Origin of the sequence: Paenibacillus sp. P32E (assembly GCF_001909085.1) — a bacterium.
GTDB classification, from domain to species: Bacteria; Bacillota; Bacilli; order Paenibacillales; family Paenibacillaceae; genus Paenibacillus_AQ; species Paenibacillus_AQ helianthi.
Window position 1 is genome coordinate 122438 of record NZ_LVYY01000015.1, and the last position, 14685, is coordinate 137122.

The following is a 14685-nucleotide window of genomic DNA, read 5'->3' on the forward strand; positions in this document are numbered from 1 at the left end:
ACTTTCACATTTTATTTTCGAAAAAATGAAGCAGCTCAGACGACAAATACCGCCTGATCTCAGGCTCCGTCCGTTCCTCCAGCAGTTTGACCAGCTCCGAATTCAGCAGAAGGGCGCTGATCTCGCTAAGCACCTCCAGGCTTTCCTTGGACAGCTTGCGCGGGGCAAGCATCAGCAGAATGACACGTACCTCAGTTCCGCCTTCCAAAAGCACCGGCTGGCGCAGCCGGTACAGCGTCAAAGAAGACATATGCACATGACTGCTGCGGGTATGAAACAGCGCAAGTCCTGTATCCGGGATCACCTGGCTGGCCATACGCTCCCGCTCAAGCAGCCGTTCCAGCAGGATGTCGGCATCATCGATTACCCCGCTGCCGTTCAACAGATTAAGCATCCCGGACAGTGTCCCGGATAAAGACAGGCCGCTGTTGTCGAGCGGATGGAAGCGGAAGCGCTCAAGCAGACTGACCATTTCATCTAGTATCCCTTTGTAGCTCTTCAACCGGCTTAGCGCAGCTTCTTCCCGGCTGGTATTGCCGGATTCCTGAGGCGCAGCCGTGTCCTGCTCGTTGAGTGTTATATTGTGAATATAATTCAGCAGCTTCTCTATCTCATCCCCTGTAAGCAAGGGGCTGATCTTGATATAGCGTTCCTTGTCGATCGGCAGATCAATCGTTGATATAATCAGGTCATAGTCCATATCCGGCAGACGGGCGGCCTCATACCAGGAGATGTTGCCGAGAACCTCAATCTGCGGCATTTCCTTGGCCAGCCTAGTGGCAAGCAGCCGGGAAGAACTCAGTCCGCTGGCGCAGACCAGAATGGCCCGGACACTGCGCCTGAGCTGGTTCAGCCTCTCCACGGATGCGCCAAAATGCATCACCAGAAAACCGATCTCTTCGTCAGGAATGGTTAGCTCCAGCTTCATATCCTGGGCGGCTGCCCGGACAACCGTAAATAAATATTCATAATCTTTGCGGATAGGTCCAAGCAGCGGATTCCGGATACGCGTACCTTCCCGGATGCGCTTCAATGCAGGATCCATATGCTCCAGCAACCCTTCACGCAGCGAACGGTCTCTTTGAAAAGGCAGCCCCGTGCGCTTGGCAACACTCTCTGTCAGCCTGTATACCATCTCCATCAGCTCAATATCGCCGTAGGCAAACCCGCTAGAGGAAAATGAGTCCTGTACACGGTCAAACAATCCGGCAAAATAGAGAATTTCTGCCCGGGGGAATTCCTGTCCGAGCACTGTTTCCAGACGGCTCACGAACTGCTCGGTCCCGGAAATGTTGCGGTGATCAGATAACCGGGAGTATCCGGCTTCTTCGCCGCTAACCATTCCCCGGCCGATCTCGATCCGCCGGGTGCTCACGGCCAGCCCCAGCAGCATCTCCATGTAGACAATTTCGGGAAGCTCTGCGGTCCACTTCCATTCCATGTCCCACAGCATACTCTCGACGCTCATCAGATTGGATTTGCCGACTGTAGTGAGAAGTAGGCGGAAGACCGGATTGCTCTCAGTCTGCGGAGTATGGCCCACCAGATCGGACAGGTCCAGGTGCTCTGCAGCCAGCCGGCAGATCGCCCGGCGCTTGTCAACCTCAAGACCTGTAATTTCTACGCCATATCCTCTCCTTCGGACCAGCTCCAGACCGAATTTGCGGACCCACGGTTCCAGTTCGTCCAGATCATAGCTGATGGTAGCAACCGTAACCTTAAGCGAATGGGCCAGCGTGAACAGCTTCACCGGTTCTTCAGCCTCCAGCAGCAGGCAGAGTTCAAAGATTTTGCGGTCTTCCCCGGAATACTCCGCAGGCTTTTCTTCCCGCAAAAACAGGCGCAGCTCCGCAAGAGCCGGCTCCGGGCCACTCAAAGCGATGCCTTTTCCTGATTTCCGGATCAGATCAAGCCCAAACTCCCCAAGCAACTGCTCAATATCCTCCATCTCCCGGTGAACGGTTCTCACGCTCACTCCGATAGACTCGGCGATTTCAGCGGCGGTGATCTCCTCGTTTACACCCAAGAGGAGCCATAGGATCTGGCGCTGCCTTGCGGTTATTTTTTTCATAGCCTGTGTACCCTCGCCTTAACTGGAGACAAACGCTGGCTTGTGAAGGCCAGCGTTTGTCTCCTAATTTAGCTTTATACAGATTGGACCTTCATAATGTCAGCCGGCCTGACTGTTTTTTATCTGAGTGGCAAATTTAGCTTGTATGATAGTTGTACACGCCGAATTCTTACTTTAAACGTTCCACCAGCTCGTCATATTTCGGGCTCTTCAGGAAGTTGTCAATCGAGATATGCTCTGCCTTTGGATTGCTGGCAATCGCACGGTCGGTCAGTGTTTTCTGGGTAACAACAATGTCAGCATCGGCAGGAATTTCGCTGACCGCAGAGTTCACCACAGTAATGTGGACCCCTGCATTCTGCAGCTTCTTCCGCAATACGGAAGCACCCATGGCACTGGAACCCATGCCGGCATCACAAGCAAAGACGATTTTATTCACGTCCGCTTTGTTTCGAACGTTGGCTGTTACATTAGGAGTTATTATATTGGCTGTAGTTGCCGATGCAGGGCTAGCTGCAGTACCGGCAGCTTTCATATCACGCATTTTCGCTGCTGCTTCTTCCAGATCTACTACTTCCTCGTTGTTTTTGCTGCTGGTCTTAAGCAGTATAGAAGCGATCAGGAAGGAAACCACTGTTGCTACAACAACACCGGCGAACATTGGACCGTAACCACCCTTAGGTGTCATGGCAATGTAAGCGAAGATACTGCCCGGAGATGGTGAAGAGGTAAGTCCTGCGCCCAGAAGCTGGAAGGTGAAGGTACCGCTCACGCCGCCGCCGATAACTGCCAGAATCAGACGGGGATTCATCAGGATATACGGGAAGTAGATTTCATGAATACCGCCAAGGAAATGGATGATAATGGCACCCGGAGCGGATGATTTAGCCGAACCTTTACCTACCAGCCAGTAAGCAAGCAGGATACCAAGACCTGGGCCCGGGTTCGATTCAAGCATGAACAGTATGGATTTCCCGATCCGTGCCGATTCTTCCGCAGCGATAGGACTCAGAATGCCGTGGTTGATCGCATTATTCAGGAACAATACTTTTGCCGGCTCAATAATGATGTTAACCAGCGGGAGCAGGTTGTGATTGACTAGAACCTCAACACCGTTGGACAAAATATTGGTCAGTCCCTGAACCAGCGGCCCGATCCCTTTGTAAGCCCCGAGTGTTAAAGCACCGCCAATAATCCCGAGTGAAAAGTTGTTGACGAGCATTTCGAAGCCTGCTTTGATTTTGCCTTCTACCGCGCGGTCGAAGAGTCTTAATATCCAGCCTGCCAGTGGACCGACTATCATCGCTCCAAGGAACATTGGAATATCTGACCCTACGATAACCCCCATGGTCGCAATTGCGCCGATTACACCGCCGCGTTTGCCATTGATCATCTGTCCACCTGTGAAACCAATCAGCAGCGGCAGCAGGAACTTGATCATTGGACCAACCAGCGTAGCCAGATCTTTATTCGGGAACCAGCCCGTTGGAATGAATAAAGCCGTAATCAAGCCCCAAGCGATAAAAGCGCCGATATTCGGCATAACCATACCGCTGAGCATGCGGCCGAATTGTTGAACCCTCACCCTTACACCACCGGACGAAGTTTGTGTTGTTGCTGTTGTGGCCATTTGAAATGCCCCCTTATGTTATTGAATGAGATCCCCTTTGCCAGATACTCCTGAAAGGTTATCCCCTACGACCACATCGTAAATCAAAGCGCTTTCTTTGTCAGCAAATTGAAAACACGGTTTCGTCATGATCATTGTTGACATCATTTAAGAGTTCCTGCCAACGGGCTATTTACCGGCATTTTTCTGCTGCGAACGACCTACCATGTAAAAACGGAAGCCTGCATTTTACCGCAAGACCTCCGCCGTTATGCATATCAATCCGCTTCTGATCCGCCAAGACGCCGTCTACCGGCTCGTCATTATAGAATGCCCATTCTCCGTAAAATAAATCGGAATATCTCCGTACAATTCATGGATGCGCTGAGAACGGTGTACAACCCGGCTGCGGCAGGACAAAAGAAAAGGCCGCCCCGCTCCCGGGACAGCCCTCAAATCATCAAATCATATCCAGCGGCACCTTCCAGGCCGGCTGCGGAAAAGCATCGTCTAGCTTCCAGCACTCCTCGTCGCTCAGCCTGATCTTCGCGGCCGATGCGTTTTCGGTCACATGCTCCCGGGTCGACGCTTTGGGAATGGAGATTACATCGCTTTCCCGGATGCTCCAGGCCAGCATAATTTGCAGCGGTGTCGTTCCGTGATTCTGCGCAATTTCACGCACCGTCTCATTCTCGGCCAGTCCTTTGCGCAGCTTACCCGCCTGAGCCAGCGGGGAATAGGCCATTACAGGAATTTTGTGCGTGCGCTGCCAGGGCTGCAGCTCGTGCTCAATGCCTCTTGAGCCCAGATGATAGAGCACCTGATTGACAGCGCAGCGGTCTCCGCCGGGAATGCGCAGCAGCTCCTTCATATCCTCCGTATCCAGGTTAGAAACGCCCCAACGGGCGATTTTGCCGGAGGCTACCAGCTGCTCCATTCCCTCTACCGTCTCCTGTAACGGAACCTTCCCTCTCCAGTGCAGAAGATAGAGATCCAGATGATCTGTTCCCAGACGTTTCAGACTCTCTTCACAGCTGCGGGTGATCCGGTTCAGGCCGGCATTATGCGGGTGTACCTTAGAGACCAAAAACACCTGGTCACGAATCCCCCGGATAGCATCCCCGACAAGCTCCTCCGAACGGCCTTCCCCATACATTTCAGCGGTATCAATCAAGTTCAAGCCCAGCTCAACCCCCAGCCTCAAAGCGGCAATTTCCTCGTTACGCACAGCCTTATCCTCGCCCATATTCCAGGTTCCCTGGCCCATCTTTGACAGTACTGTTCCGTCTTTAAGTGTGGTTGTGCCGGATATATCGGTTTTCATCATGAAAGTCTCCCTTAACCGTTGGATTGGATTACGTTAATATACCTACTATATATACTTACCATGTTATCCCAATCGAAACATCGCACAGGTGTCCATTTCATTACTTTCTCCCATGATCACCCGATGAGTTTGAGGCCCGCGGCCGCTCCAAGAATCATTACAATACAAATAATCCGCCGAAATCCGCGCCCCTCCCCATATAGCACCATCCCCAGCACCGCTCCCCCGGAAGCACCAATCCCTGTCCATACCGCATAAGCTGTGCCCATCGGCAGGGTGTTCATCGCCTGAGACAGCAGCAGCAGACTGCCGCCAAAGCCCAGTACAAACAGGAACAACGTCAGGAAGTCACGGTCCCTTTGCAGCTTGCCCAGCATAGCCACCCCAAGCATCTCGCAGCAGCCTGCAGCAATAAGCATCAGCCAATCCATGTTATGATACCTCCTTCGTACGGGAGTCCCCTGTAACAAGCTTCAGGCCAATGACTCCGGCCAACAGCACCAATATAAGGACCAGCTTGATCAGCTTGAACGGCTCCCCGAACCAGATCATATCCATAAGGACCGTTCCCGCCGTGCCAAGACCGACAAATACAGCATATACCGTTCCTGCAGGCAGCTTGCTGCTGGCCGCGACAAGAGTATAGAAGCTGACCAAAAGCGCCATTCCCGTAACCAGCCACTCCCAGGGAGCGGAAGCATGCTTCAGGCCAATGACCCACACTACCTCCAGACAGGCTGCACCTGCAATACTCAACCATGCCCTATTACTCTTCATAAGTGAATCTCCTCCTGTGTAAAAATAAATAAGCCCGGAAGGCCATCATCCAACTGGACGATACCTCCCGGGCTTTTATCCCTCCGTGTTGACACGGATTATAGGTCCGTGCGTCTTCCCTCGGACCAGCCAGCCGAGATGCGCTGCGGAACCCTAGAAAACTAAAACAATTATTATATTACACCGTATGTTAGCAAATTCCGGAGGAGAAATCAAATATTCTAAGTCAGCAGAATCACAAATCCCCAAGGAGAGAGTTCCAGCTCCTCTTTAGGCGCAACTTTCCGGCCCGACAGCAGCTCTTCAGCAGGGCCATGCGGATATACCAGAGACTGCGGAGAGTCAGAATAATTAAAGTAATAACGCACCGTCCGGTTCTGCGGATTGATGCCTGTTCTGACGATCAGAGGAAATGCCAGCTCCTGGTCAGCTCCCCATAATCCAGCCTCCTGCACTGCAGCCTTCAACAGGCTGTCCGCCATCTCTCTGCTTGTCATGCAGCCGATATACATTGCGCTGCCTTGTCCATAACGGTTCCGGGTAACTGCGGCGTATTCGCCGTAGTGCGGATGATCGTACCGCAGCAGCACCTCCGCTGTCGTCGGTGTGATCAGCTCCATCCACGTTTCCACTTGATTGTCCTCGCTACGAATCACCGCATTTTCACTCTTCAGCCGTACTTCATGCGGTGTGACGAACATGCTGTAGCTGATGCCGCAGGCCTCGCTAATGATTCCCGGCTGAACGGTTGTACGCACCTGGATGACTTCGTCTGCGAACCCGCTTTTGAAAGAATATACGACATGTCCGCCGGTATGCACGTATTCATTCAGCCGCTCAAGCGCCTCATCCGGGACAGCGTACAATGCCGGAACGATGATCAGACTATACTCGGACAGCCCCGGATAACCCGGTTGAATGAAGTCACATTCGATATTCATCCGGTAGAGCCCGTCATACAGCCAGCGCACAACATCATTGTAATTCTTGCCGTCCGGCAGCTTGAACCATTCCAATGCCGTCAGAGCTTCGTTGCTGACCATTACCGCTACCTTGTTCTGCTTATGCAGACCGTACAGTGACCCGCTCAAACGTGCAAAATCCCTGCCGATCGTGATCGCCTCGTTATACACCGGGTTCGGCTTGAAATCATGGCTAAGCAGCCCTTTCCAATACGTCTCGAATGAATTATGAATGGAGTGCCAGTGCCAGTAAGCGACCATATTCGCACCTGATGCCAGATGGCTGAAGGCCTGCAGCCGCAGTTGACCCGGATAAGGTGTCCAATGGGGAAAAGCCTGCGCCTGCGTCTCCAGCACCAGGTAATTGCTGCGCTTCAGCGAACGGGTCATATCGCCGCCGAAGGCGATTTCTGTTCCGGTCAGCTCGTGCTGCGAAGGATGGTAAATATCTACTCCGGCAATATCGAAGGCTTCTGCTGCAGCAAAGTGGTCTACCGAAGGCTGAACACCATAAGAATAACCCCGCCACTCAAAATCAAAGTTCTGCGTGACGAATTGACCCGGCTGCTTATACTCGTTCACCAGCGCCACCTGCCAGGCAAGAAACTTCGTCACCAGTCCCCGCTGGAAGCGGGCGAACTCCGCCCCCAGACTGCCGTTAATGGTGCCCACTACCGAGGGGAAGTCCTCCCAGCTGTTAATCCGGTTGCTCCAGTAATCCAGTCCGAAGCGGTGGTTAATCTCCTCCAGCGTTCCGAAGCGCTCCCGCATATATTTGACGAACAGAAGCTGCACATTCTCTCCGGCCGTATCGTAATGCTTCGTCTCGTTGTCCGTCTGGTAGCCGATCACCGCCGGATGCTTGCAGACCCGGCTGATCAGCTTGCGGATGATCCGCTCCGCATGGAACAGGTAGGCGGAATTGGTAATGTCCATAATCTGCCGCGCGCCGTACTTTCCGGGTCCCTTTGGTGTTACAGCCAGAACATCTGGATGCTCCTTGACCAGCCAGGTGGGAACAGCATACGTCGGTGTTCCGACGATGACAGCAATCCCCGCAGCATGCATCGCATCCAGCACCCGGTCTACGGAGGTAAAGTCGAATACGCCGTTCTGCGGCTCATGCGTACTCCATGTGGATTCGGCAATGCGGACCGTGTTGATGCCCGCCGCCTTCATCATGGCGATATCCTCATCCAGCCTCTCGTAAGGCATATATTCATCGTAATAGGCAACGCCGTAACGAAGTTGATTCATCGTTGCTTTTACCTCCTTTATGGAAAATTTCTTGTCCTTGTCCTTGTCCTTCTCACTCCCTATATAAGTTGAACTTTATAGACATACATAGGGTAGAAGTACGGAGGGGACGTTTGGAACTGTAGGAGCGTAGCGTCCGCCTTTGTCTTCAGATGTTATCCGCTAAGCGATATAATAAAATACATCTGAAGACAACAGCGGCCGAAAGTCCAAACAGTCCCCGCAGTACGACCAGACCCTATTATGAACTTTTAATGTTCACCTTATATCCTCAACCCTTAATGGCGCCCTCAGCAATGCCCTGCATAATGAACTTCTGGAAGAAGCCGTAGATGACAATTACCGGAAGGGCGGTCAGCACCAGCGCGGCCAGAATGAGTGACCACTCCTTGTTGTATTCCCCAAACAACGTATTCGTCGACAGAATCAATGTGTATTTGTTGGAATCCGTAAGCATCAGCAGCGGCAGCAGGAAGTCATTCCAGATCCACAGGAAGTCGAGAATCGCGATGGTCACCGTAATCGGCAGCAGCAGCGGGAAGATAATCCGGAAAAAGGTCTGAAATTCACCGCAGCCGTCAATACGTGCCGCTTCCTCCAGCTCCCGGGGAATGGATTTCACAAAACCATGATACAGGAAAATCGCCATGTTAACCCCGAGGCCAATATAGATCAGGGCCAATCCGTAGGTGCTGCCGCTGACATGAAGGGCTTTCGCCATCCGGGTTAACGGAATCATGATCGAATGAAACGGCACCAGCATCGAAGCTATGAACAGGGAGAAGATGGCTGCGCTAAGCCTTCCGGAGGTCCGGGACAGCTTGTAGCCGGCCAGGGCCGCACAGAAGATAATGCCGCCGATACCGATCACGGATACAATGACCGAGTTCAGCGTGCTGTGCAGGAGGTTGATTTTATCAAAGGCCTGGCTGTAATTCTCGAAATGCAGCTTGGTCGGCAAGGCCAGGAAGGAAGAGAACATCTCGCCCTGTGTTTTTACGGAATTGATAATGGCCAGATAGATCGGAAAAAAGGAAATGAGCGCTCCGACCGAAAGAAACAGAGTAATGAGCAGGGAAGCTCCTTTTCTGAGTCTCATGCTTCCACCTCTTTTCGTTTCATGACACCAATCTGGATGAAGGTGAAAATCAGGATAATTACGAACAGAATGACTGATTTGGCGCTGGCATAGCCGTAGCGGAAGTTGTTGGAGAACGCCTCTTCAAAAATATTCATTGTGATGACCTGCGTACTGCGTCCCGGCCCCCCGCCGGTCAATCCATAGACCACTTCGTATACCTTGAACGCCCCGTTCAGTGTCAGGAAGAAGCAAATGGTCACCGCATGTGTAATCATGGGGAGTGTCACTTTTCGGAAGGTCTGGAACGGGCTAGCGCCATCAATAACAGCCGCTTCCTTAAGGCTTTGCGGCACACCCTGCAGGGCGGCCAGATATATAATCATCATATAGCCGACACCATTCCACAGCGATACGATTATGATCGAATAAAAGGATACCTTGGGATCGCCTATCCACAGCTGGTCCAGGAAGGACATGGCGGTTTTTTCGGCAATTTGCGGCAGCACCTGGGAGAACACAAAGGTCCACATGAAGGCACTGATAATCGTACTGATCATATTGGGCATGAAGAAAATAGTGCGAAAAAAGCCTTTAGTACGGGTTTTCGTCTCAATGAACACCGCCAGCACAAGTGCGAATACATTTTGCAGAACGATCATGAACAGCACATATTTCATCGTAAACAGCAGAGCATTCACGAAATCAGGATCATCACGCAGCGCCTCAATAAAATTGCCGAGTCCGATAAAAGAATAGTTGGGATTAAGCCCATTCCAGTCCGTGAAGCTGTAGTACATTCCGCCAACCGTGGGAATCAGCAGAAATAATGAGTAGATTATCAATGCTGGTGCGACGAAAGCTAGCAGTGAAAGAACATTCTTGTATTTCTTAATCGGCACAGTAACCGCCCCTCTCCCTCTATGTGGGCAGCAGCAAACAGGGATGGAGGAAAATAGGTTCTCCCGCTCTTCCATCCCTGAATATCCGCCGCAGCTTATTTATTGACTTTATTGAAGGATTTCCATGCTTTATCAAGTGCCTTCAGGACATCATCCTGCGACATTTGTCCGGCGTAGTACGCCTGCAGCCCTTTGCCTACCTCATCCTTGACCGATTGCGGAATAGCCGGGTCTTGAACAGACTTTCCTGCTTTGACATAGGTAGTAGCTTCAGTGATCCAAGGATAGCTCTCATAGGTGTGAACTGTGGATACCGGATTGAACTTAAGCGATTGGAAGAAGGCGTTGGATGCTTGATCGTCCAGCACATAGTTCAGGAAATCGAGTGCTACTTCTTTGTTCTTGCTCGTTGGCGATACGGCCAGCGATGTCGAGGCGCTCAGATTGATCAGAGTCGCACTGGCATCATCGTTGATTGGCAGCGGCGCTACCCCAAAGTCCAGATTCGGATTGGATTTGAGAATCGTTTCCGCATACCATGGACCCATCAGCCACATCGCTCCCTTGCCTGCAGCAAAGGCGGCTGCGCCGTCATCACCGCCAACCTCGGTAGCCTTGGCAGTGCCGTTCGCATTGATCAGATCGAACACATCAAAGATTGCCGATTTCATCTCAGTGAAGGAACCTTCATCCTTGTTCATCTTGTTCACAAATTCAGGATCTTTGGTTTTCATCATCCCGCCTACAGCCAGCGGCAGCACCAGCTGCGGAATCCATGACTCTTTGTACGAAAGTACAAATGGTGTTATTTTTTGGGCTTTCAGCTTCTCGATGACCGTCTTCATCTCTGTCAGCGTCGTTGGTGGGGTCAGTCCCTGCTCTTTGAAGATTTTTTTATTGTACAGGTAGCCCCAGGACAAGGTTTCCAAAGGCAATGCCACAACCTTGCCGTCCGTAGTGGTGACGGAAGGCTTCACACTGTCCAGCAGCTTGCCGACAAACGGCTGGCTGCTCAGATCCTCCAAATATCCGGCTTTATAATAGGACGGGATTTCGTTGACAGCATGAATGGCGAAAATATCCGGCGCATCATTTGAAGCAAGCCGTGTTTTAAGAATCTGGGAAGCGTTGTCGGCCGTAGGCATTTCCAGCTGTACGGAGACATCGATGTTCTTGTCCGTTTTTTCCTTCTTCACAAACTCGGCGATATAGTTATCGTATTGCTCCTTGAAGCGAGGCTGGGCGATGAACATCTTCAGGGTGACGCTTTTGGCGACACTGCCGGTGCTTGTTGTATCTCCGGATGCAGTGCCTGCATTACCGCTGTTGTTATTACCGCAGCCTGCAAGAAGTGTAGCGGCGAGAATCGTGCAGAGTAACCCTTTGCTCGTCTTTGTCATGCTGTAAGACCTCCCAATGTCTGTGTTTTGTTTACGCTTTCATTGTAACCCGTTTATGAAAGCGTTTAATTGGACGGAATTACCCTTCCGGATTGGACATTTTTAAACCGGCTTTCTGTCTGCGCATTTCTCCAGGCGCCACGCCAAAATGCTTCTTAAACACCCTGTAGAAATACCCCACATCCTCATATCCCGCAAGCTCAGCCACGGTCTTGATTGGAATATTCTCATCGGCCAGCCACTCCCTGGCTTTGTCCATCCGCAGCCCGAGTATGTAATCCGTGACGTTACAGCCATATTCCAGCTTGAACACCTTGCTCAAATACTCCTTGCTGACAAAAAAAGCTCTTGCCAGCCCCTCCAGCGTCACCGCCTCTGCAAAATGACCGTCGATATACTGCCTCACCTCTTCGAGGTTCAGCTTGTTTTTGAACTTGCGCTGACCGATCAGCTGCTCGAGGCTTGCCTCATAGAGCTCCTTCAGATAAGCTGTTATGCTCCCTGCCGAATTCAGTGCCGCATGTGGAATTTCCGCTTTCAGAGCATCTTCTGCAAGACCGTTGCCCCTCATGAGCTCCTTCAGGAGCAGCAGCATTTCACTGCCAGCCTGGCGGAGTGCGCCGGGCATAGGAGTTCCGCCAGGCTCCAGTTCTTTGCCGATCCCTTCCAGAACTGAGCTCACACCTTCAGCATTCAATTCATTGAAATGGACACGCATGAGCTGTTTATAAGAGGACAGCCACATGGACACATCGATGTCCAGCGCGTACGCACTTTGCCCTTGTGAAGCTGCCTCCAGCTCCTTCCGGCACTTGCCCAGCACAGCGTTCAGTTCCTTCGGATCAATGGGCTTCAGCAAGTAATCCACCGCCCCGTACCGGATAGCATTCTGCGCATATTTGAAATCATCGTAGCCGCTGACCACAATCATCTTCACCTCAGGAAACCGCTCATGCACAGCATTCATCAGCATCACACCATCGGCACCGGGCATGCTCATATCGGTAATGACAATATGCGGGGCCAGCTCTCCGATCAGGCGCAGCGCTTCCCGTCCGTCCTCCGCTTCTCCGGCAATTTCCATGTCAAGCTCCTCCCAGGAGCCGAACGTCCGCACGATGTCCCGGTTCCAGCTCTCATCATCCACCAGCAGCACTTTATACATCAATCGGTTCATTCCTTTCGGGGGGGTATAAGTTGAAGTTGAGAGTTCTATATTTCGGGCTCGGTCGTGACTGCGGAGAATGTTTGGACTTCCGGCCGCTGTTATGTTTGGATTTCCTGATTTGAACCGCTTGCTGCGGTAGAAATCCAAACCTAGCCTAGGCTTCCGAAGCGAGCTTTCCTGCGGAAAGCTTTTAGGCGGTCGCTACCGCTCCTCCAGTTCCAAACTTCTCCTCCGCCACTTCTGCCCCAATATAAAAAATCACAAACTCAATTTATTTGTTTGTTATTTAATATGGTATGGTCACGGTTATCGTGGTCCCCTGGCCTTCCCTGCTCTCAACGGAGATACCGTAGCTGTCGCCAAAATGCATCTGAATCCGCGAAGCGACATTACGCAGCCCAATCCGCTCTCCATGTGTCCATAAATCCCCGCTGCGCCGGGTAAGCCTGCCCTGCAGTTCAGCAAGCCGTTCCGGCCCGATTCCTACGCCATTGTCACGGATCATAATGACCGTATCCAGTCCGGCACAGACCACCTTAACCTCCAGCTCCCAAGGACCCTCCTGCCGTTCCAGGCCATGGAAAAAGGCATTTTCCACAATCGGCTGCAGACTCAGCTTCGGAATGAAGCTCCCCAGTGCCCCTTCATCCACCTCAAGACTATAGCTCAACCGGGCGGCGAACCGCTGCTGCTGAATCTGCATGTAGTTGTTCAAATGATTCAGCTCCGCCCGCAGCGGAGCCAGATCCTCCGGCTCGCGGATGATATAGCGGAACATATCGCTTAGCGATCTAATCACTCCGTAGCTTTCAGCCGGGCTGTTCTTGAACAGCATGCTGCCAATCATCTGTAGGGTATTCTGCAGAAAGTGCGGGTTGATCTGCGCCTGCAGCGCTTTGAGCTCAGCACTTTTTTTCTCCAGACTGATCATGTACTCTGTGCGGATATGCTCACGGATACGGTGCGACATTTGATCCAGCTTCGTCTCCAGCAGACCGATCTCATCCACACGGGTGGTGTGCCGTATCCCGCGTTCCTTCATCATGCCAAAGCCCTGAATCGAGCGGGCCAGGCTGACAATCGGGGTGGCCAGCCGCCAGGCCAGTATGACTGCGAGCAGAATGGCTACCACAACAGACACGGCACCAATGATGAGACCAAAGTTCATGGTCGCCAGCGCGCTCTGGTTAATGAAGCTGGTAGGGATCACAGTGACCAGCTTCAGACCCACCGGGTCGATGGTGTTGTAGAACACATACTCATCGTCGCCGCGAAAATACCCCTGGCTCTCACCCGTTCGCGCGATCCGGTCCAGGGTTGCTGCTGCCGGAGCGTTACCCCAGGGCTGGTAGAGTACCTTGCCGTCCGCTCCGGCAATAAAAACCGTATGGTCGTTACCGCGCCCCAGCAGATTCAGCGTCTGATCAAGCACTCCCCAGCGGATCTGCAGAGAAATCCCGCCCAGCTTCTCCTGGTTCTCAAAGCGGTTAATGCTGCGGATCAGCTGAAACTTGGCCCCATCTGTGCTGTCCGTGGTGATCATGAAGTCCTTGTCCTGATCGAACAGCAGCTTATATGGTGCCGGAATGGCAGCAGGGGATTCAATGTCACTCTGTGAGGCATTGATCGTGTACAGCTTGTTGTATTCCTTCAAATACAGCTCTACACCGACCACGTGATTCCCTGCCGAGTAGAACAGATTAGTCAAAGTATCAGTAATATTCCGCTGCGCTGTGAACTGGCTGGAGAGGCTCGCTTCCTCGGCATTTGCCAGATAATCGCTCAAATGCGGACTGATCAGCACTGTATAGATCAGATTATTCAGTTGGGCGAACTGGTCACCGAGATAGACTCCGGTCCATTTCATATTGGAAAGATTCGTGCTGATCACTTCAGCCTCCATCGAGCGGCGGCTGTTCTCTGCAGCCAGAGCTGTAATGGCGACGATGGGCACCACAGCCAGCAGAATCATCGTCAGAATAAGCTTGTTGCGGATACTCCGCCGGAATGGCTCCGACAGCTTCATCATCCATTTGGCAAACATTGTGTCCTCCAGCCCCCTTGCCTCACTTGCTGTAGTTTATCCCAAGAATGGAATTCTACCAATTGGAGACGGCTCGCCGTCCTTGTAGCA

The 14685-nt window shown here is 52.1% G+C and carries 11 protein-coding genes and 1 riboswitch; all 11 genes read right to left on the bottom strand.

What is annotated here, in order from left to right; all coding sequences use genetic code 11:
• Nucleotides 1–4: 4 nt before the first annotated feature.
• On the bottom strand, nucleotides 5–2071 hold the full coding sequence (locus A3848_RS16375; RefSeq protein ID WP_074085979.1) for a BglG family transcription antiterminator: 2067 nt from the start codon (nucleotides 2069–2071) through the stop codon (nucleotides 5–7).
• 169 nt (nucleotides 2072–2240) lie between these two features.
• Complete coding sequence (locus A3848_RS16380; RefSeq protein ID WP_074085980.1) at nucleotides 2241–3701, bottom strand: PTS mannitol transporter subunit IIBC; 1461 nt, start codon at nucleotides 3699–3701, stop codon at nucleotides 2241–2243.
• 439 nt (nucleotides 3702–4140) lie between these two features.
• On the bottom strand, nucleotides 4141–5004 hold the full coding sequence (locus A3848_RS16385; RefSeq protein ID WP_074085981.1) for an aldo/keto reductase: 864 nt from the start codon (nucleotides 5002–5004) through the stop codon (nucleotides 4141–4143).
• Between the two features lie 119 nt (nucleotides 5005–5123).
• Nucleotides 5124–5438 carry a DMT family transporter gene (locus A3848_RS16390; RefSeq protein ID WP_074085982.1) on the bottom strand — a complete coding sequence of 105 codons (315 nt, stop codon included), beginning with the start codon at nucleotides 5436–5438 and terminating at the stop codon, nucleotides 5124–5126.
• Between the two features lies 1 nt (nucleotide 5439).
• Nucleotides 5440–5784 (bottom strand): DMT family transporter, encoded by a 345-nt coding sequence (locus A3848_RS16395; protein WP_074085983.1) that lies wholly within the window; start codon nucleotides 5782–5784, stop codon nucleotides 5440–5442.
• A gap of 62 nt (nucleotides 5785–5846) precedes the next feature.
• A riboswitch (guanidine-I (ykkC/yxkD leader) is annotated at nucleotides 5847–5952 on the bottom strand.
• 53 nt (nucleotides 5953–6005) lie between these two features.
• Nucleotides 6006–8003: a beta-galactosidase gene (locus A3848_RS16400; RefSeq protein ID WP_074085984.1), complete on the bottom strand. Its 1998-nt coding sequence runs from the start codon at nucleotides 8001–8003 to the stop codon at nucleotides 6006–6008.
• 271 nt (nucleotides 8004–8274) lie between these two features.
• On the bottom strand, nucleotides 8275–9102 hold the full coding sequence (locus tag A3848_RS16405; protein WP_074085985.1) for a carbohydrate ABC transporter permease: 828 nt from the start codon (nucleotides 9100–9102) through the stop codon (nucleotides 8275–8277).
• Complete coding sequence (locus A3848_RS16410) at nucleotides 9099–9983, bottom strand: carbohydrate ABC transporter permease (RefSeq protein ID WP_074085986.1); 885 nt, start codon at nucleotides 9981–9983, stop codon at nucleotides 9099–9101. The genes A3848_RS16405 and A3848_RS16410 overlap by 4 nt, the downstream gene beginning before the upstream one ends.
• A 95-nt stretch (nucleotides 9984–10078) precedes the next feature.
• A complete protein-coding gene (locus A3848_RS16415) occupies nucleotides 10079–11383 on the bottom strand; it encodes an ABC transporter substrate-binding protein (RefSeq protein WP_074085987.1) in 1305 nt (434 codons plus the stop codon).
• Between the two features lie 79 nt (nucleotides 11384–11462).
• A complete protein-coding gene (locus A3848_RS16420; RefSeq protein WP_074085988.1) occupies nucleotides 11463–12548 on the bottom strand; it encodes a response regulator transcription factor in 1086 nt (361 codons plus the stop codon).
• Nucleotides 12549–12837: 289 nt separating this feature from the next.
• Nucleotides 12838–14595 (bottom strand): sensor histidine kinase, encoded by a 1758-nt coding sequence (locus A3848_RS16425; RefSeq protein WP_074085989.1) that lies wholly within the window; start codon nucleotides 14593–14595, stop codon nucleotides 12838–12840.
• Between the last annotated feature and the right edge of the window lie 90 nt (nucleotides 14596–14685).